A 17,707-nucleotide genomic window follows, 5' to 3' on the forward strand; every position below is an offset into this window, starting at 1 on the left:
GAATTTCAGGATGGGCGTTTTTTGGTTTGCCACCACTGTAAATGCGTTCATGTTCAAATCTTTTTGTTGTCCGATTATCTCTTCAAGGAAATCGTATTGTGGTTTGCTTTGCAACCGTTTGATGCAGCCTTCTTCTTGAATCCGTAATAACGAGAGCTCCTCTACCGTTTGAAGTTGGTTTCACCCTGAAACGTCGTAATAGCCCCGGCTTCCCTACAGTTTGAAATCGTCTTAATGTTCAGGGTTCATCTTCAGTTTAATCCTTATCTAAGAAACTATAAATTTTCGCTATTGGGATTACTCTTTATAGCAAAAAAATAAGCTATCAAATGGCCCCTGGGAAAATAAAAACAAGCTGAGAAGGTATCATTGCTTCTCAGCCTGTTTACTCATATAACCCTACTCCTCAATTACTTGAAGATTCTTAAATGAAAATTCCGCTTTTTCTTTATTCTTTGTAAGGACGGAAGTATCGACTTGAGAAGAAGGACTTTCTAGCGTAAAAGTCATTTCATGGGTAGTCCACTCTGGTGTTAATTCAATCTCTAGCTTTCCCTCTTTTATATATTGGCCTCTAGCGTTCGTTTCTTCTACTTTCAGGATGACAATCCCTTTTCCTTTTATAGTAATCAGGAATTTAAGATTTTCGTTTGTGAAGGGTTTCGGCGGAGTAAAAACAAACCCTTCTTCGGTTTGTCCCCCTTTTGTTTTAACGATATATTCCCCTTCCAAACCTTCGTTCACAACAGCTTCTACCCCAAAATATAGAATGGTTGGGCGATTTTCCGCTGCAAAGGCAGTTGTATAGATTGCTAAAAAGAAAATCCCGCTCAATAAACTTGCCAGTACCTTTTTCATTTGTTTAACTCCTATGTTCCGACTTACCTGGATTTGGAATAGTGGACCAATATTCATACTCGCGATAAAGGGATGCAAAATATGCAACGCCGCACTTATTTTGTTATCCTTCAGTAGAATGGGAACTACCATCTGTAAAAGGAGTTTTTGCAGTTCCTTCTCGAGTTGTAGATTGTAGAGTGGAAGTTAACAAGTTGGGTACCCGGCTACTAATTTTAAGGATTTGCCCAATATTAAGATTATCTGATGTTAAGCCATTCAAGACCTTTATCTCATCTACAGTCATATTCTGAGCAGCAGCAATCTTCCATAATGCATCACCTGGTTGCACTATGTAAGGAATAGATGGTATCGGAGACAATAAACCTGTCTGCCCTTCAAATTGTGATGGATCCTTTGGCGCTATTTCCACTCCCTCATGAGACATCCATGTTCGATAAAATTGCCACATAGTAATATTTTCTTGTCCCAAGCTCCAACTACCAGTCCCCTTAATGTTGTATTTATGAACAAGCCGCAATTTTTCTCTAATGGATTCATTATTCTCATACCAAATATGATATGTTCCAGGTGCCAGAGTTTTTCCGGCTATCATTGTTGTGGGATCGTTGCTTTTAATGGTAATTGTTGCTTTAGGTGATTTTGATTCCTCATTAAATTCGACGGTTCCACTATATCGAACTAACATTTCTTCTACTTTTGTATTGGATATTCCTGCCCCTCCCTCACTTGCAGGTGCACCTTCTTTCCAGTAACGGCCATAAAAAGGAACACCCAGTACGATTTTGTTTCCCGGAACACCTTGATTCAGGGCATATTGAATAGAACGATCCACCCATCCGGTGCTTGCAACCGGACCCTCTGGACCACCAGTATAGGATTCGTCATACGCCATAATCATTAAATAGCTTGCATATTTCGCCAACCCTCCGTAGTCATAGGATCCGTGCCAACCCTTCGTCCACCCGTTCGGATTCGCAGGAACTGCTACAGACACTTCTTTTTCTGCCGGTAATTTCTCACGTAGTAGCCTTACAAGGTCTGTATAAGCTTCCCGGTCAATTTCACTTGTATTTTCGATATCGACCTGCAAACCATCTAAATTGTTTTTTATTATAAATTCCGCAATCTGAGTAGATAATTCTTCTCGATTCGCTAAAGCGGTACGACCAAGTGTCCTGTCCCAATGATTACTTAAAAAAGGTACAACTTTAATATCGCGCCTATGCATCTCAGTCACGAACTTGGTGTCGAATTGGGAAGTTACTTTTAAAGAACCATCAGTGTTAAGATCAAGATAACTTGGTGAAACAAGATTCAAATTCCCCTGGGTCGAGTCTACTTGACTAATATATGATTGTGTATTTCCGAAGTAGAGATAACTCATATTAAAATTGGCTTCGTGAGCCGCTGTTTTCTCGATCGGAAAACTTGTTAACAGGAGTGTTCCTGATACAACAACTATTGAAGCTACCTTTAAATTCGGGAAGGTCTTTTTAACAAAGTTTATCGCATGGTTTTTTAGTGTATTTAGTTTATCGAAATTAAATTCCGATCCTAATTCTGTATTAGCGGAATTTCTAGGTCCCTTTATATGTAAAACAATTTGTAGTTCACCGTTTTCTGTTTTCAGTTCTGCTGCTTCAAAAATATACGACATAAGTCCACCACCTAATAAATAGTATGTTGGACTATCGAATAAATCATGTATATTTTAGTTGGTCTAAAAATCGATTTCCAACGTAAAAAAGAAGCCTCAAATATCCTTGAGACTTCTAAATTTTTCACTTATTCTTCAAATGTTATTTTACTTTTTTGGGAACTTCCATCTCTTTTTCCGGCTTATCTTCTTTAATCATTGCCCTACCGAGATTGACGAGTAAAGCAAGCATTAGACCAGTGCCTATAATTAAGTAAAGTACCGTAAATAATTTTGTACCTGTTGTAGAAGGAACGAGATTCGTGTCTACTCCTGTAGGGATAAGACTGACCACAGCGAAATAGAAGGCGTCTATTTTCGCCCACCCTTCGAATTTCGAGTAGAACAATGTACCAGATAGCACGATGAGAGCAACCGTTGTTAGGATACTTATAAATTGGGGTTCTTTTACTGCATGGTAGAGAGCTTTTAATAATCTCTTAAAACTTAGGATGACTGATAACATGTAATTTCTCCTTTAATGCTATAACTATTCGTCATTATTGTATCATTGGACTTCGATAAGCAAAAGGATTCGCTTTAATGCCCTATATTTCAGTCATCTTAGATATTAAACTAATTGTTTTTCTTCTTCTTTTTCATTTATTTCTTCGATTGTTGCTTGAAAATGTGGTTTTCCGGCAAAAGTCTCAATCAACTCTTTCACATCAATACCGGAAGAGGCTTTTAATGTCTCTTGCAAACTAGACATCAAGTTTGTTGCATAGGATGTCACTCGATTTGCACCGCCGCCTTCCCCATTTCCTGTGTCGACAACTGTAATTTTATCGATATTGGATAATGGACTTGCAATTTCCTTGGCGTATTCAGGCATCATGCGAACAATCATATCAAGAACCGCCGCTTGGCCATATTGTTCGAAGGCTTCGGCAATTTTGCGTTTTGCTTCTGCTTCTGCCAACCCTTTCAGGCGAATGATTTCTGCTTCCGTTTCCCCTTGCGCTCGCTCGGAATCTGCTTTTGCTAAACCATCCAGGCGAATTTTTTCTGCTTCTGCTTTTGCCAATGATTCTATGCGATATTTCTCTGCATCGGCCTGGGCTAAATCTTTCATTTTTTGTGCAGCAGCATTTTGCTCTACGGCATAGCGATCTGCATCCGCTTTTTTCTTCACTTCCGAGTCGTATTGCTTCTCGCGGCGCAGGATCTCTTTTTCTTCTAATTCAATTTGCTTTTGACGCTCAATAATGCGTACTTGCATTTCCTGTTCCGTTACTTGTTGTTTCGCACGTGCCGATTCTAGCTCATAGGCTTGGTCTGCACGTGCTTTTGCTTTATCCTGCTCCAATTTATATTCGGCTATTTTTAATTGATTATCTTTTTCGGCCTCGGCAATTTCTGTAGCTCGGATCAATTCCGCCTTTTGCGCTTCCTTCTCTGCTTCTGCACGTTTAATGCGCGTTTCTTTCTCAGCTTCGGCAGTTGCGATATCTGCATCCCGTTTTACTTGTGCAATTCTTGGTTTACCTAGGGAATCCAAGTAACCATTCTTGTCGCGCACATCCTTTATCGTGAAGGAGACGATAATTAATCCCATCTTCGCTAAATCCTGTGTTGCCACTCGCTGCACTTCCTGAGAGAACTTGTCGCGGTTTTTATAGATCTCTTCAACTGTCATGGAACCTAGGATGGAGCGCAAGTGTCCTTCCAGTACTTCCTTCGCTTCATTCTCTCTATCTGCCTTGCTTTTTCCAAGGAACTGCTCGGCAGCTGTTGCAATCTCGGAAATCGATCCTCCGATTTTAATGATGGCCGTTCCATCCGCCATTACAGGAACACCTTGTTCTGTATAAACTTCAGGTGTGGTTACTTCCAACTTACTAGATAATAGACTTAAAGGTTCTGATTGTTGAAAAACTGGGAAAACAAATGTCCCCCCACCACGAATAATCTTGATGCGATTGCCAGAATCGTCTGTATGAACATTTTTTGACCCTAAAAAACTCCCTGTAACAATCAATGCTTCATCCGGTCCAACCGTTCTGTATTTTGTAATATACACTGCAACAATGGCTAAAAGTATGAATACTGCTACTCCGATCACAATCAATGTACTGGACATTTTCATTCCCCCTATAATTTAAATTGTAAGCTGGGCTCATATTTCTTTACATAAACCGTCCCCTCTTTTACTTCGATGATGAGCACCTGTTCATCATAATCGATTGGTTCATTTTCAAACCCTGTAGCTCTCTTGGAAATAATTCCGTTCACTGTTTCAATCACAACTTCGCCATAGCCATCAACTGGGATGGGTACAATGACTTTTCCAACTTGCCCACCAAGGGACTCTTCGGTATAAGCTAGTGAAACCTCGGCACTTTTCAAGGGTACGAGTATAAAAAAATAGATTAAGCTGGTCATAATGGCTGATAAAATACATGCAATAATAAAATTGAAGGCACTGGAGAGGTTAGCGAATTTTTCCAGTAGGAAACCTGCAGCAGAGGTAATGGTTATAAACGATAAAATTACCGCAGGATCAACAAACGGAACCCCTTCAAATAATCCATCCAACATCTCGGAAAAAAAGAGATAAAGGATTGTAATACACCCGACGATAATCAAGGTAAATAAATAAACGGTATGAAGTTCAGCGCCAAAAATCAACATATTTCACCACCTTTTTACTAAAATAAACCTTATGACTTATATACGGACAACTTGATAATTAGTTTCAAAATATTGAAAAAATTAAAATAAAAAAGTCCCCTTATCTTTTTGAGATAAAGGAACTTTTAGTATTTTTATTTATTACGATCATAGATACAGTAGGTGTAACTATAGCCATCAGGTGTTGCAACGGGTTCACTTTCCGATTTCAATACCCAATCATCACCGTAAGTTGGGAAGAAAGTATCACCATCAAAATCATGTTCAATACGAGTAATATAGAGTCTGTCGGCAATTGGCAGCGCCATCTTGAAAATTTGCTCTCCCCCAATAACCATTACTTCATCTACACTTCCAGCAAGCTTTAGCGCATCCTCCAAACTTGTTGCAACTTCAACCCCTTTTACTGCATAGCTTTCATTTCGTGTAACGACGATATTTCTACGGCCGGGTAATGGTCTGCCTATTGAATCAAAGGTTTTTCTCCCCATGATCATTGGTTTTCCCATCGTTTGTTCTTTAAAGTATTGCAATTCACCTGGCAGGTGCCAAGGCATTTTGTTCTCATAGCCGATTACTCGATTTCTGTCATGAGCTACTATTAGTGATATCATTGTATCTCTCCTAAATTCATCATTTCTTTTTCTATTTTATACGTTTTTATTCATATTTTTACAAAAAATTTAATATAAATAAAGTACAATCATTTTATTTGTCGCAGTATATATAGCTTAATACTAGTAAAGGAAGTGGAGAAATGCTCACTGCTGTAGAAAAAAAATTGGCGATAGCTTTAGAAGGATACCCAATTTATACGGAAATTAGCGATATCGTTTATGATGACCTGCTTGCAAGCAATAGCAAATACATCCTCCTGGATGAGGAGACAAAAGCGATTACTCTAAGAAAATCTTTTTTTAAAAAGAACAAATATGTTCAAAATGCAACTCGGTACATTGTTGAATTATCGGATGATGTTTTGACGATTGAATCCCCTAATGAGAAAAGCGATTTCCTTATAAACTCTGATTTTGACGATGATATACTCGACAATAACTACAAAAATAAAACAATCGCCATTATCCTGGAATCCCCTCATATTGATGAGTATGAGCAAAGTAAGGATAAACTAGTTCCTATTGGTGCAGCTCAAGGTCAAACGGGCAAGAAAATCGAGAAAAGTATCGAGAAATTAATGCTGTCCTTAGCGAATTATCAAGTGATCGAACAGAATCATAAGTACCGGGTAATACTCATGAATGCAGTTAATTTCCAGACATCGCTTCACTTCATCCACGAAAAACCAATGAACAACTATTATCGGGAATTACGAGACAAAATATGGTTAAAAATGTGGAGTGAAATTCCTCAAACAAAAATGGATTTTATCAAGCAATTGAACTCCCTTAAAAAGGATTCTATATTAATAAATGCCTGTCCCAAATCTTTAAAGCCACTTATTAATCAGGAAATAATTCAATTCGCAAATCGATTCTCGCTATTTGAAAGTAATCATCCGAGCTCTACTGAGATTTGGACAAAAAGTTTATTTAAACTCAATTAATTGAAGGATGCAATCTAATTACCAATCCCGCTAAATTATGTTAAACTTAATAATTAGTGAAGACAGTCATTGATTTTGTTGACTGTCTATTTTTTATTGCTTTAAGGGATATAATATAAAGAGCAATTTATGGAGGTTAATAAAAATGACACTTAATTTATCAGAGGTTTACATTGAACGCTGCGACAAAGATTCAGAAGATGTGATTGCACAGGAACAGGCTTCATTCTTATCGACATCAATCACACATTTGAAACAGCATATGAACGAATTTATCTATATTGAAACAGATGCATTTGAGCCAATTAAAACGGATAGCCTTTCAATCGAAGTTGACGATGTATTTAAAACGTATATAGTTTTATTCGGGCTGAAAGTGCAAAAGAAACATGCATCAACTATTAAAGCCTACCTGGAAGAAAATCTGCATGGCGAGAATGTCTATTCAAGCATGATGTTTTCGGGAGAAGATGGCCTTTGGGATATTAATCTTCCAATTGATAATATGGAAGGTTTCCACGAAGATATGACCTTGCAGGAAGCAGTTTCACTAATATACGGATTCCTCGTGCCATTAATAAAAAGCACCCAAGAACAGTAGGAAAAGGATGAAAAACCGATTGAATAACAAACACACAAAGGACTCCTATATATACACCTATGTACACCACAAAAATGAATATGATCTCTGTCGGATGGAGATGCGTTCATTTTTTGGCTTCGATACACAATTAAACTATTTAATTAGCCCTCTTAAAGTGGATCCTAGTCGCAGTCCTTTCATGGAGGACCGTTTGGAAGTGATTTACGATGGGGATACTATTTCCGAACTGAAAGAAATGATGAAGGATATGAAAATCAGCGCCTCCACCTACAAAGTCTATTGCTTGAATAGAATGGACTTGGGAGAAACCAAGAAAATCCCACATCCAGAACGCCGTCAAGTAGAACGTGAGCTGGGTTTGATCATTGAAGGGGAACCTGATTTGGACAATCCCGAGATTGTGTTTGGACTGGTTACTATAAACAATCGATGGTATTTTGGCAGACACACAAAAAGTGTATCGGTTTGGCGTGAACATGTACATAAACCACATAGTTATTCGACGGCACTGAATACTCGGGTTGCACGAGCGATTGCCAATATCGCGGTTCCAGAAGTTGATGGAATCCGTGCAATCGACCCTTGCTGTGGGATTGGGACAGTTGTAGTGGAGGCCCTCTCCATGGGAATTGATATTGTAGGAAGAGACATCAACCCTTTTGTATGTGTTGGAGCACGGGAGAATATTGCGTACTTTAATTTAAATGGAACTATTACCAAAGGTCCGATATCGGAAGTCAGTGAGCACTATGATGTCTGTATCATAGATTTGCCATACAATCTATATACACATATTACGCGTGAAGAACAATTTGATATTATCAAGCAAGCACGGCGAATCGCCGATAAATGTATCATCGTGACAATTGAAGACATCGATGATCTAGTAGAAGAAGTAGGCTTCAAAATCACAGATCGCTGTATTACGAAAAAGCATTTATTTGTGCGGCAAATTTTACTATGTGAATAAAATATGAGGCTGGGACAGAAGTAGAAAATTCTTTAGATGATGGAAGATTCTATATTAAGAAATTGATAATTTATAAATTGATTGGAGTGGAGGGGCGACTCCTGGGGGAACAGCACGAGTGAGAGACGCTCGTGTCGAGCCGTGCCCGAGGATGCACGTCCCCGCAATGGAAATCAATTTAAGCTACATCAAGAAAACACCATTTTCCTACTCTAGGAAAATGGTGTTTTCGGGTTATGTCCCACCCTCTTTCAATTAAAGCTTCAGCCATTCTTCATCCAAGATGGAATAATAATATTCATCCCACCACTCATCACCATGAGGAATACACTTTTTAAAATACCCTTCCCTACGCATCCCAATCTTCTCCATAATTCGGTAGGAAGCAATATTTTCAGGCTGGCACGTCGCAATAATACGATGCAGCTTCAACCTGGAAAAGCCATAATCCAGAACCGTGTGCGCGGCCTCAGTGGCGAAACCCTGATTATAGTAATTTGGATTAAGCACCCATCCGATTTCATATGTATGGTTACCGAAATACTTAAAAAACTCCAGATGACCGATCAAGCGATTTTCATCCTTTAAGATGACCGCAAACTTCTTTGCGTTGTCTCCGATATTTTCAAGTATAAAGTTTCTTGTCTCTTCCTCCGTCATGACCCCTTCTGGTATATATTTCATGACCAAGGGGTTTGAAGAATATTCATAAACCTCCTCTACGTCATCGATTATAAACTTTCGAATTAGTAATCTATTGCTTTCCAGGTACATTCCAACTACTCCAATCTCGTATATTCTATGCAGCTTTACAGTAATTCTATTAACCTTAAAAGATTTCCTCCTTAAATTAACTTCTAAATAAAATAAAATTTTTATAAGTTAGTTCTTAATCATTTATTTAGGGATAGATTGACATTCTCCAAAAAAATGAATATACTGAAAATAATTGTTATGATCGGAGGTGAAAAGAATGAATACATTAGCTGTGACGACATGTGTAAATAATGATCGTTTTCTTTATTTTTCACGTGTCATTACTTTCGATTTTGCGCCTAACGGGATTCGTATGCCCTTTTTTAGACAAAAAAATCGAAAACACAGCTGATTAACCATTCTTTTCACAAGTTTCAGGAAAAGACTGCTTGTTAATCGAGCAGTCTTTTTTGTATTCAAAAATTGACGACTTAGATGGTTTCGCTGTGTAAAAAATGGAGGAACACACAGTGGCTATTAAAGCAGAAAATATTACAAAAATATACGGTGGTACCGTAATCTTCGAAGGTTTAACAATGGAAATTCATGATGGAGAGCGTATAGCAATCGTAGGACGCAATGGCTGCGGGAAAACAACTCTTCTAAAACTTCTTGCCAATACGGAGATGCCAGATGCAGGTAGGATTATAAAAAGAAAAGGTACATCAATTGGGTACTTGCACCAAATTCCACCTTATGCAAATGTACTCGCGAACGAAGTGCTGAAAGAGGCCTTTACACCCCTTCTTTCCATGCAAGAAAAAATGCAGCAATTAGAATCAGAAATGGCAAAAACGGATCGGCTTGAAAAACTTCTAAAACAATATGGTGAAATACAAGAACAATTTATTGCCTTAGGGGGATATGAAATTGAAGCCAAAATTCAGATGATTGCAAATGGATTAGGGATTACTCCCCTTCTACAGACCCCTTTCCACCTTTTAAGTGGTGGTGAGAAAACGAAAGTAATGCTGGGGCAAATTCTTTTATTAAACCCACAGATCCTGTTATTGGACGAACCGACGAACCATCTTGATATGAATTCAATCGAGTGGCTCGAGAAGTACCTAAGAAGTTATGAAGGAACTTTAATTGTTGTTTCCCACGATCGACAATTTATGAATGAAGTGGTGACGAAAGTAATTGAGATTGAAAATGGAGAACCCCACATCTATGCAGGAAATTACGATGATTTCGTCAAACTGAGGGAAGCCAGGATTTTAAATGAGTTCTCCCAGTATGAAGAACAACAAAAGAAGATTACGAAGATGAAAGAAACGATAAAAAGATTAAAAATCTGGGCAAACGAAGCAAATCCTCCGAATGCCGCCCTGCACCGCCGGGCAAAAAGTATGGAAAAGGCGTTAGCGCGAATCGAGTTGGTTAAAAAGCCGATTATTGCAAAGAAGATGCAGCTTAAACTCGAAATAAATGAACGAAGCGGCAAAGATGTGGTAATTTTAGAAAACGTGTCAAAAAAATATGACAAGGTCTTATTTGAAGAAATTTCCTTACAGCTGCACTGGCAAGATCGACTGGCAATCGTCGGGTTAAACGGAACCGGAAAATCCACTCTCCTGAAAATGATTTTAGAAGAAGTGGTACCGGATTCCGGCAAGGTTAAGGTCGGCAGTAACGTGAAAATCGGTTATTTATCGCAGAGCTTCGTGTACGAGGATAGCAATGCACGGTTAATCGATGTATTCCGTAAGGAAGTATCGATAACGGAAGGTGAAGCCCGCCATATTTTAGCGAAGTTTTTATTTTATGGGTACGATGTATTCAAGAAAGTGAAGGATTTAAGTGGTGGAGAGAAGATGAGGCTTCGATTGGCTCAGCTAATGCATAAGGATATAAACCTCCTGATACTCGACGAACCGACCAACCATTTAGATATTGAATCTAGGGAAGTCTTGGAAGAGACGGTCCAACATTTCAATGGCACCGTACTAGCAGTGTCACATGACCGCTATTTTTTAAATCAACTCTTCAAACGTATAGCATGGATTGAAGAGCAAAGGCTATTATTATATAACGGCAATTATCATTGGGCCAAAGAAAAACATGGCGAACGGAACATCGAAGAAACTCCACAGAGATTCGCAATAGCTGAAGTGCCAAAAAGGCAAAAGCCTAAAAGCATCTCCTTCGAAGAACAAATTGAGCTATTAGAGGAAAAAGTAAAAGTAGTCAAGGCTCGATATGCCGAAACCAACCAGGCTTCACACAAAAATGAGCTGGAAAAACTTGAAGATCGACTTGATGAACTTTTTTCGTTATGGGTCAATGAATAATCTAAAACACTGCAGGTTCCATTAAGTGGAATCAGCAGTGTTTTTATAGTTCATAAACAATTTAGACCGCAATCGGTGCCTTTATCGCTGGATGTGGATTGTAATTTTCAACCGCTATATCTTCAAGCTCCATTTCAAAAATGGAAGACTTTTCGGTATTGATTTTTAATGTTGGCAACTCTTTCGGTTCTCTTGAAAGCTGTTCGTTAACCTGATCTAAATGGTTTAAATAGATATGTGTGTCACCAAAGCTATGGACAAATTCTCCTACCTCCAAGTTACATTCATGCGCAATTAGATGCGTTAGCAATGCGTACGATGCAATATTGAACGGCACGCCTAAAAATACATCAGCACTGCGTTGATATAATTGACAAGAAAGCTTTCCATCCGCTACATAAAATTGGAAAAACGCATGACAGGGCGGCAATGCCATATCGTCCACTTCGGATGGGTTCCATGCAGTCACAATCAGGCGTCTTGAATCTGGATTCATTTTAATTTGATTAATTACTTTTTTTAGTTGGTCGATCGTGTCCCCTTTTGCGGTTGGCCAAGAACGCCATTGTTTCCCGTAAACTGGACCCAAGTCCCCATATTCTTTCGCAAACTCTTCGTCATTTATAACTTTCTCGTTGAACTTTACCATTTCTACTTCAAGCACCTTGGCGAATTGTTCGTCATTTGCTGCACGTAAACCAAAGTCCGTCATGTCCGGTCCGTCATAGCAATCAGATTCTACCCATTTTTTAAATGCCCATTCATCCCATATATGATTGTTATTCTGCAATAGATATCGAATATTTGTGTCCCCTTTAATGAACCAAAGCAATTCACTAGCTACCAGCTTAAAAGGAACACGCTTTGTTGTTAATAAAGGAAAGCCTTTCGATAGATCGAATCTCATTTGATGGCCAAATATACTGAGTGTACCTGTTCCAGTTCTATCTTCTTTTCTGACTCCAGTATCTAATATATGTTGTACTAAACCTAAATAGCTTGTATCTGGATGTTGCATTTCTACCACTCTCCTATCTCTTCTCACTATTATACAGAAAATATGGTCAAAAAAAAGGAGGATTCCCCATCTAAAGGGTTTCTACAATGCGGGTGATGATGAATACTCGGAACTACTTAGTCCGGCCTCTTTTAGAAAATATAATGCAGTATTCTAATAGTCTGTTAAGAGGTCATCGTCTGTGCACAAAATCCTAGGCTATTCTATGAAAATTTGTCTCGTTATTGCAGCGATTTCAAGAGACGTGAAATAGGTGAATAATTACACTATAATAAATTTAATAGAATTGGAGGAATGTTCATGTCCAAATTAACACATTTCAACGAACAAGGCAGAGCTAAAATGGTTGATATATCCGAAAAAAAAGAGTCGGTTAGAACGGCGATTGCCCTCTCTTCCGTGAAAGTAAATAAAGAGATTTACGATGAGATAAGGAATGGTACAAACAAGAAAGGAGATGTGCTTGCAGTAGCACAGGTGGCGGGAATCATGGCAGCAAAACAAACTTCCAACATAATACCCATGTGCCATCCCATCTCTCTAACAAGTGTTAATATCACATTTGACTGGAACGTAGATCTAGAAAAAAATCACTATGAAATTGCCATTCAAAGCGAAGTAAAAACGAAAGGATCCACCGGTGTAGAAATGGAGGCGCTAACTGCTGTATCCGCTGCTGCATTGACAGTTTATGATATGTGCAAAGCAGTAGATAAAAATATGATCATTGGGCCGACCATGCTAATGAAGAAGACCGGGGGCAAAAGTGGAGAGTTTCTTCGCTAATTAGAAAAGCCAAATCCCCAAAATTAAGGATTTGGCTTTTTGCTTTAGCCGTCTTTTTTTAGTTCATTCACAATATGTACCAACTCCGGCAAGATTAATTTTTCCATTGCGAGCTTTACGGCCCCTGTTGAACCCGGAGTTGAAAATATAGCGGTCCCCTTTGCCACACCGCCAATAGCTCTTGATAGCATGCTGGCAGAGCCGATTTCTTCATAACTTAGCATCCGAAATAATTCCCCGAAACCTGTTATAGGTCGATCAATTAATTCCTCCACAACCTCAAAAGTAACATCTCGCATAGATATTCCTGTTCCACCGTTTGTTAAGATCACATCTACATTGGAATCGTTGATACCTGAAAGGATTGTCGACCTGATGTCGCTCTGTTCATCTTTTACAATCAGATACTTTGTTATTTCAAAGAAATTTTTCGATAATAACTCACACATCATTCGACCGCTTTTATCGGTTTCAAATGTTCTGGTATCACTAATCGTGACAACCATAACCTTTACATCTTTCAGCCTGATTTTCTTATGCTCCTCGATACTCATTGTTTAAGTCTCACTCCTAACTATTATCCACCACTAACCAGTGGTAGAAATGTGCACCATCATAATATTTGCAAGTTTAGCATTCTCCATCATTCACTAGTCGCTTCCATTTTCTTTAGAGCGAACAATATATAATAAGAAAAAAGCGAAAATGGTCATTGTGATAACCCATGCCCATGCAAGGAACATGTCCCCACCATCTATCGCCATATAAATTGCGGTTGGAACTGTTTGTGTAACTCCCGGAATATTGCCTGCAAACATCAGAGTTGCGCCAAATTCACCTAGAGCTCTGGCACTACTTAATATACACCCTGCCAAAACTGCCTTTTTAGCAAGAGGAAGAGAAACTCGAATAAAAACCTGTCTCCTGCTTGCCCCTAAATCGATTGCCGCTTCTTCAATTTCCCTCTGTATACCCTGAAACCCCGCCTTTGCCGTTTGAAACATTAAGGGAAAAGCAACTACACTAGCCGCAATTACGGCTGCATACCATGAGAATATCATGGAGTGACCAAAAATTGATTTAATAAGTTTTCCAATCATACTCTGGTTCCCGAAGATCACGATTAACAAAAAACCAATAACTGACGGAGGAAGAACTAAAGGAAGCATAAACAACGTTTCAAGCAAAACCTTGAACTTGAATTTTTTCCGGGCAAAAAGGTATCCAAGCAAAGTTCCTGCCAGGATGACAATGACACTTGCTGCAAAGGTTATTGTAATTGATAATTGAATCGGTTCCCAAAACCGGTACCACATTTATTTTCCCTCTATCCTAAACCAATTTCGACTTTGCCTAATGGAGACCATGAAATGCATTAAGCAGGAATTACAGCAATTAAACCACAACTTTAACGAATGAAGGTAAATCCGTATTTAGCCCATATCTCCTTACCTTCATCACTTTGTAAAAAATCATAAAATTGTTTTGCCGCTGTTGGAGAATCCGTATTTTGAATAATGCCAATAGGGTATGTAATTGAATCATGACTGTCCTCATCCAAAGTCACTGCTATTTTGACTTTATCAGAATTAATCGCGTCCGTTTTATAGACAAATCCTGCTTGTACATTTCCCGTCTCCACATATGTAAGCACTTGCCTTACATCCTTGGCATATACAAGCTTTCCTTCGATAGTTGACCATAAATCAAAATATTTTAGTGATTGTTCTGCATAACTGCCTGCTGGAACAGTGGATGGTGTGCCAATTGAGATTTTCTCAACTTCACTTGATTTTAAATCATCAAGATTTTCTAGATGCTGCTTTCCATTACTAGTCGTTACCAAAACAAGCTCATTACTAATAAATGCAGCACTTTCTTGTATAAATCCTTTGGTACTCAGTTCATCAAATTTCTCTCTCGACGCCGATATAAACAAGTCCACTGGTGCTCCCTGCTCAATTTGCTTCACCAACGAGCCGGTTGCCCCAAAGTTATATTGGATGGCTAGATTCGATGGTTTGTTATTGAACTCTGCGGCCATTTCTTCCAGTACATCCTGCAAACTCGAAGCTGCAGAAATTGTCAAGACACCAGAATTTTCTTTTTCAGAACTGGCAGACGCACATCCCCCAATGATGCAGGTTAAAATGATAGAGAAGATGGTTACTAGTTTCCTCATAAAAATACTCCTTAAGGTTATCCGCCGATATAAGACCATTTTTTCTCTTTGCTGTTTGCAAACTGATATTACCGATTTTTTCCTTATTATATCGGATTTTAGACAAATTAAAAAGGCGCTGCTCGTAATACCCTTACCTTGAGCAGCGCCTTTAATCAAATGTGTCTAAATCATCATACAATTCAAGTTGTTTTTCCAATTGTTATGTTGCCTCCCGTAATATCTGTTTGTTGTTTTCAAGAATTTGAAGAATTTGCTGTAGAACTTTTTCTTCTGTTTTAGGAGATGAATTGACCTCCTTCATAATAATTTTATTTAACTCCAAAATTGTGCTTACGTCGAGTTTATGTTTCTCTGCTAATTGAAACGCTCGCTCTAAATGACCGGTTATCATCGGCATCCTCCTCAATATTTTATATATTTATTTTACCTCGAAATGAAAAATTTTTCACTATTCAAAACAAAATAAATTATTTAATTGTAATTTACTCAGTTTATGCAATGGTTATTCATCTTGTCTCAACACTTTAGGAAAATGAATTTATCCCAATTATTCAAAATAATGAATAAGTGTTTCGATCAAGGCTAAATGCTCATTTTTATTTTCTTTTTCAGGTATTTCGATTACCGACACAAAATATCCATAATTTTTTCCTTACGAGACATGTATGGAATTCTATATAATAACGTCTATTGAACAAAAAGGAGTGTTGATTGATGCCAACAACAAGAAAAGAAAGCTTATATTTTGGTTTGATTATGTGTTTTGGAATGGTATTGTTCATGACCATCTATAATTTATACCTTAATGGCATGTTAGGTAAAATTTCCTTTATCGGAGGAATCTCAAATTTCCTATTAGCATTTATTATTGCATTAATGCTTGATTTGTATATCGTAGGGCCTTATGCAAAGAAAATTGCCCTGAAATTGACTGCAAATACAACGAAGGTAATTTATAAAGTTTTAGCAATTTCCACATGCATGGTGATTGGGATGGCTTTTTTCATGTCCATCTATGGTTTAATTACCACGTATATCCATAATGGATTTGATTCCAACTCAGTTATTACGGAATTTATCTCAGTTTTCTTGAAAAACTTCATATTTGCCTTGCCATTACAAATCCTAGTAATGGGCCCAATCGTGCGTATTATATTTATTAAGTTCATTAAAAATGCCCAAAATGGCTTAACATTAAACGATACTGCGAACTGATCAAATCAGGGTTAGTATAAGGCATAAGAAACCATTTTGAATTCTATTCTTAATGGTTTCTTATACTTTAAGATGTATTTTTATTACTAAATTATTCGATCTGAACAGAAATATTTACAAAACATTTACTTTCCTATTTCTAAAATATGGTAGAAAATAAAATGAGCTCGAAGTAAATTTTTTTATCTGGAAGGTGTGTACTTGTGGGATATTTTTTTGACTTTATTTTAGCAATTGTATTAACGGCATTATCTTACTACATCGGCAGCTATTTACTTAAGAAAGATTTATCAGCTTTTCAAGCACTTATAATTGGTACATCAGTTGTCTCACTTGGAGCAATTACTGAGGCCCTCAATGCACCGATGCCTTTAATTATATTAGTACCGTTCCCTGTTGGAATGCTTCTACTTTTTTTATTTTTGAAAGAATCCGTGAAAACCTGGTTCATAACATACTTATTCACTTTGGCTTTATACACTGTCATTCACGTACTCATGAGCTTCTTTTTTAAGTTTCATTCATTAATACCCGCATGGAAATTATCCGAATATCTCTAGATGGCGTTACGCAATAAAGGGAAATTACATTATTAAAGGTTTGAATGTAGTTCAAGGTTTTTTTTGTACAAATTATATGAAAGGGAGGATGTTTAAAATGATCAATATTGGCTGGGGTTTTCTTTTATGGTTATTGGCTACGATTCTTTTTCGTTTTTTCGGGCAATTGCTACTGATTCCTGGCAATGAACTTTTAGTGATCGTTTCCTTTTTAATTGCACTCCCCTTAATAGCAATAGCTACATATCCTTACTATATTATCAGGAAAATACCTCAATCGAAACGCCTCTACACCTCTGTCCAAATTGCTCTTCCGGGAATGCTTTTAGACACACTAAGTATTATTTATTTTGAAAAGTTGTTTCCTAACTTGCACATAGATTCTTTGCCTTTCTTTGCTTCCTGGCTACTATGGGCATATAGCTTAATATTAATTTCAGGATTTCCGAAAAGAAGCAAATCCACTTAAAGGGAGAGTTCTTTCAAGATGGCCTTACTTTAAGGAATAATCCGTAGTGTTAGAAAGGCACATTCCTTCACAAACTTGGAGATTTATATACAAGA

21 protein-coding genes are annotated in these 17,707 nt (G+C 37.8%); 9 read left to right on the forward strand and 12 right to left on the reverse strand.

Going from position 1 to position 17,707, the window contains the following annotated elements:
• Positions 1-399 precede the first annotated feature (399 nt).
• From QYB95_RS04035 to QYB95_RS04060, 6 genes are all read right to left on the reverse strand, one after another.
• Positions 400-858 (reverse strand): hypothetical protein, encoded by a 459-nt coding sequence (locus tag QYB95_RS04035; RefSeq protein WP_301136850.1) that lies wholly within the window; start codon positions 856-858, stop codon positions 400-402.
• 103 nt (positions 859-961) lie between these two features.
• Positions 962-2,518 (reverse strand): glycosyl hydrolase family 18 protein, encoded by a 1,557-nt coding sequence (locus tag QYB95_RS04040; protein ID WP_301136851.1) that lies wholly within the window; start codon positions 2,516-2,518, stop codon positions 962-964.
• A gap of 142 nt (positions 2,519-2,660) precedes the next feature.
• Positions 2,661-3,023, reverse strand: coding sequence for a potassium channel family protein (locus QYB95_RS04045; protein WP_301136852.1), 363 nt, complete (start codon positions 3,021-3,023; stop codon positions 2,661-2,663).
• 105 nt (positions 3,024-3,128) lie between these two features.
• Positions 3,129-4,640 carry a flotillin lipid rafts scaffold protein FloT gene (floT, locus tag QYB95_RS04050; protein WP_301136853.1) on the reverse strand — a complete coding sequence of 504 codons (1,512 nt, stop codon included), beginning with the start codon at positions 4,638-4,640 and terminating at the stop codon, positions 3,129-3,131.
• Positions 4,641-4,651: 11 nt separating this feature from the next.
• Positions 4,652-5,191, reverse strand: a complete 540-nt coding sequence (locus QYB95_RS04055) for an NfeD family membrane protein (RefSeq protein WP_301136854.1) — start codon at positions 5,189-5,191, stop codon at positions 4,652-4,654.
• A gap of 134 nt (positions 5,192-5,325) precedes the next feature.
• Positions 5,326-5,805 (reverse strand): dihydrofolate reductase, encoded by a 480-nt coding sequence (locus QYB95_RS04060; RefSeq protein WP_301136856.1) that lies wholly within the window; start codon positions 5,803-5,805, stop codon positions 5,326-5,328.
• Positions 5,806-5,948: 143 nt separating this feature from the next.
• Here QYB95_RS04060 and QYB95_RS04065 point away from each other — a divergent pair, with 143 nt between their 5' ends.
• The 3 genes from QYB95_RS04065 (at position 5,949) to QYB95_RS04075 (ending at position 8,329) form a co-directional block, all read left to right on the forward strand.
• The gene (locus QYB95_RS04065; RefSeq protein ID WP_301136857.1) at positions 5,949-6,755 is read left to right on the forward strand and encodes a hypothetical protein; all 807 of its coding nucleotides are present in this window, start codon (positions 5,949-5,951) and stop codon (positions 6,753-6,755) included.
• 145 nt (positions 6,756-6,900) lie between these two features.
• Positions 6,901-7,356 carry a hypothetical protein gene (locus tag QYB95_RS04070; RefSeq protein WP_301136858.1) on the forward strand — a complete coding sequence of 152 codons (456 nt, stop codon included), beginning with the start codon at positions 6,901-6,903 and terminating at the stop codon, positions 7,354-7,356.
• Between the two features lie 19 nt (positions 7,357-7,375).
• The gene (locus tag QYB95_RS04075) at positions 7,376-8,329 is read left to right on the forward strand and encodes a TRM11 family SAM-dependent methyltransferase (RefSeq protein WP_425609170.1); all 954 of its coding nucleotides are present in this window, start codon (positions 7,376-7,378) and stop codon (positions 8,327-8,329) included.
• Positions 8,330-8,584: 255 nt separating this feature from the next.
• Here the strand turns inward: QYB95_RS04075 and QYB95_RS04080 are convergent, their stop codons facing one another.
• Positions 8,585-9,103 carry a GNAT family N-acetyltransferase gene (locus QYB95_RS04080; RefSeq protein ID WP_301136860.1) on the reverse strand — a complete coding sequence of 173 codons (519 nt, stop codon included), beginning with the start codon at positions 9,101-9,103 and terminating at the stop codon, positions 8,585-8,587.
• Positions 9,104-9,302: 199 nt separating this feature from the next.
• Here QYB95_RS04080 and QYB95_RS04085 point away from each other — a divergent pair, with 199 nt between their 5' ends.
• Positions 9,303-9,437 (forward strand): RAxF-45 family protein, encoded by a 135-nt coding sequence (locus QYB95_RS04085; RefSeq protein ID WP_301136861.1) that lies wholly within the window; start codon positions 9,303-9,305, stop codon positions 9,435-9,437.
• Between the two features lie 118 nt (positions 9,438-9,555).
• Positions 9,556-11,379: a ribosomal protection-like ABC-F family protein gene (gene abc-f / locus QYB95_RS04090; protein ID WP_301136862.1), complete on the forward strand. Its 1,824-nt coding sequence runs from the start codon at positions 9,556-9,558 to the stop codon at positions 11,377-11,379.
• Between the two features lie 61 nt (positions 11,380-11,440).
• On the opposite strand, the gene QYB95_RS04095 is transcribed toward abc-f, so the two are convergent.
• Positions 11,441-12,397, reverse strand: a complete 957-nt coding sequence (locus QYB95_RS04095; RefSeq protein ID WP_301136863.1) for a thymidylate synthase — start codon at positions 12,395-12,397, stop codon at positions 11,441-11,443.
• A 300-nt stretch (positions 12,398-12,697) separates the two neighbouring features.
• On the opposite strand from QYB95_RS04095, the gene moaC reads away from it, so the two are divergent.
• Positions 12,698-13,183 (forward strand): cyclic pyranopterin monophosphate synthase MoaC, encoded by a 486-nt coding sequence (gene moaC, locus QYB95_RS04100; RefSeq protein WP_301136864.1) that lies wholly within the window; start codon positions 12,698-12,700, stop codon positions 13,181-13,183.
• A 44-nt stretch (positions 13,184-13,227) separates the two neighbouring features.
• Here moaC and QYB95_RS04105 read toward each other — a convergent pair whose 3' ends face one another.
• The 4 genes from QYB95_RS04105 to QYB95_RS04120 form a co-directional block, all read right to left on the reverse strand.
• Positions 13,228-13,737 carry a MogA/MoaB family molybdenum cofactor biosynthesis protein gene (locus QYB95_RS04105; protein WP_301136866.1) on the reverse strand — a complete coding sequence of 170 codons (510 nt, stop codon included), beginning with the start codon at positions 13,735-13,737 and terminating at the stop codon, positions 13,228-13,230.
• Between the two features lie 96 nt (positions 13,738-13,833).
• A complete protein-coding gene (gene modB, locus QYB95_RS04110; RefSeq protein ID WP_301136868.1) occupies positions 13,834-14,499 on the reverse strand; it encodes a molybdate ABC transporter permease subunit in 666 nt (221 codons plus the stop codon).
• A gap of 92 nt (positions 14,500-14,591) precedes the next feature.
• Positions 14,592-15,365 (reverse strand): molybdate ABC transporter substrate-binding protein, encoded by a 774-nt coding sequence (gene modA, locus QYB95_RS04115; protein WP_301136869.1) that lies wholly within the window; start codon positions 15,363-15,365, stop codon positions 14,592-14,594.
• Positions 15,366-15,567: 202 nt separating this feature from the next.
• The gene (locus QYB95_RS04120; RefSeq protein WP_301136870.1) at positions 15,568-15,759 is read right to left on the reverse strand and encodes an ABC transporter permease; all 192 of its coding nucleotides are present in this window, start codon (positions 15,757-15,759) and stop codon (positions 15,568-15,570) included.
• Between the two features lie 323 nt (positions 15,760-16,082).
• Here QYB95_RS04120 and QYB95_RS04125 point away from each other — a divergent pair, with 323 nt between their 5' ends.
• From QYB95_RS04125 to QYB95_RS04135, 3 genes are all read left to right on the forward strand, one after another.
• A complete protein-coding gene (locus tag QYB95_RS04125) occupies positions 16,083-16,583 on the forward strand; it encodes a DUF2798 domain-containing protein (protein WP_301136871.1) in 501 nt (166 codons plus the stop codon).
• Between the two features lie 203 nt (positions 16,584-16,786).
• A complete protein-coding gene (locus QYB95_RS04130; RefSeq protein WP_301136872.1) occupies positions 16,787-17,143 on the forward strand; it encodes a hypothetical protein in 357 nt (118 codons plus the stop codon).
• Between the two features lie 97 nt (positions 17,144-17,240).
• Entirely contained in the window at positions 17,241-17,612 is a 372-nt protein-coding gene (locus QYB95_RS04135) for a DUF5367 family protein (protein ID WP_301136873.1), read from the forward strand.
• The last annotated feature ends 95 nt before the right edge of the window (positions 17,613-17,707 follow it).

The organism is Ureibacillus aquaedulcis, from assembly GCF_030418165.1.
GTDB lineage: Bacteria > Bacillota > Bacilli > Bacillales_A > Planococcaceae > Ureibacillus > Ureibacillus aquaedulcis.

Coding starts and splice junctions, on each gene's coding strand:
- QYB95_RS04035 (WP_301136850.1), bottom strand. CDS start 858: ATGAAAAAGGTACTGGCAAGTTTATTGAGCGGGATTTTCTTTTTAGCA.
- QYB95_RS04040 (WP_301136851.1), bottom strand. CDS start 2,518: ATGTCGTATATTTTTGAAGCAGCAGAACTGAAAACAGAAAACGGTGAA.
- QYB95_RS04045 (WP_301136852.1), bottom strand. CDS start 3,023: ATGTTATCAGTCATCCTAAGTTTTAAGAGATTATTAAAAGCTCTCTAC.
- floT (WP_301136853.1), bottom strand. CDS start 4,640: ATGTCCAGTACATTGATTGTGATCGGAGTAGCAGTATTCATACTTTTA.
- QYB95_RS04055 (WP_301136854.1), bottom strand. CDS start 5,191: ATGTTGATTTTTGGCGCTGAACTTCATACCGTTTATTTATTTACCTTG.
- QYB95_RS04060 (WP_301136856.1), bottom strand. CDS start 5,805: ATGATATCACTAATAGTAGCTCATGACAGAAATCGAGTAATCGGCTAT.
- QYB95_RS04065 (WP_301136857.1), top strand. CDS start 5,949: ATGCTCACTGCTGTAGAAAAAAAATTGGCGATAGCTTTAGAAGGATAC.
- QYB95_RS04070 (WP_301136858.1), top strand. CDS start 6,901: ATGACACTTAATTTATCAGAGGTTTACATTGAACGCTGCGACAAAGAT.
- QYB95_RS04080 (WP_301136860.1), bottom strand. CDS start 9,103: ATGTACCTGGAAAGCAATAGATTACTAATTCGAAAGTTTATAATCGAT.
- QYB95_RS04085 (WP_301136861.1), top strand. CDS start 9,303: ATGAATACATTAGCTGTGACGACATGTGTAAATAATGATCGTTTTCTT.
- QYB95_RS04095 (WP_301136863.1), bottom strand. CDS start 12,397: ATGCAACATCCAGATACAAGCTATTTAGGTTTAGTACAACATATATTA.
- moaC (WP_301136864.1), top strand. CDS start 12,698: ATGTCCAAATTAACACATTTCAACGAACAAGGCAGAGCTAAAATGGTT.
- QYB95_RS04105 (WP_301136866.1), bottom strand. CDS start 13,737: ATGAGTATCGAGGAGCATAAGAAAATCAGGCTGAAAGATGTAAAGGTT.
- modB (WP_301136868.1), bottom strand. CDS start 14,499: ATGTGGTACCGGTTTTGGGAACCGATTCAATTATCAATTACAATAACC.
- modA (WP_301136869.1), bottom strand. CDS start 15,365: ATGAGGAAACTAGTAACCATCTTCTCTATCATTTTAACCTGCATCATT.
- QYB95_RS04120 (WP_301136870.1), bottom strand. CDS start 15,759: ATGATAACCGGTCATTTAGAGCGAGCGTTTCAATTAGCAGAGAAACAT.
- QYB95_RS04125 (WP_301136871.1), top strand. CDS start 16,083: ATGCCAACAACAAGAAAAGAAAGCTTATATTTTGGTTTGATTATGTGT.
- QYB95_RS04135 (WP_301136873.1), top strand. CDS start 17,241: ATGATCAATATTGGCTGGGGTTTTCTTTTATGGTTATTGGCTACGATT.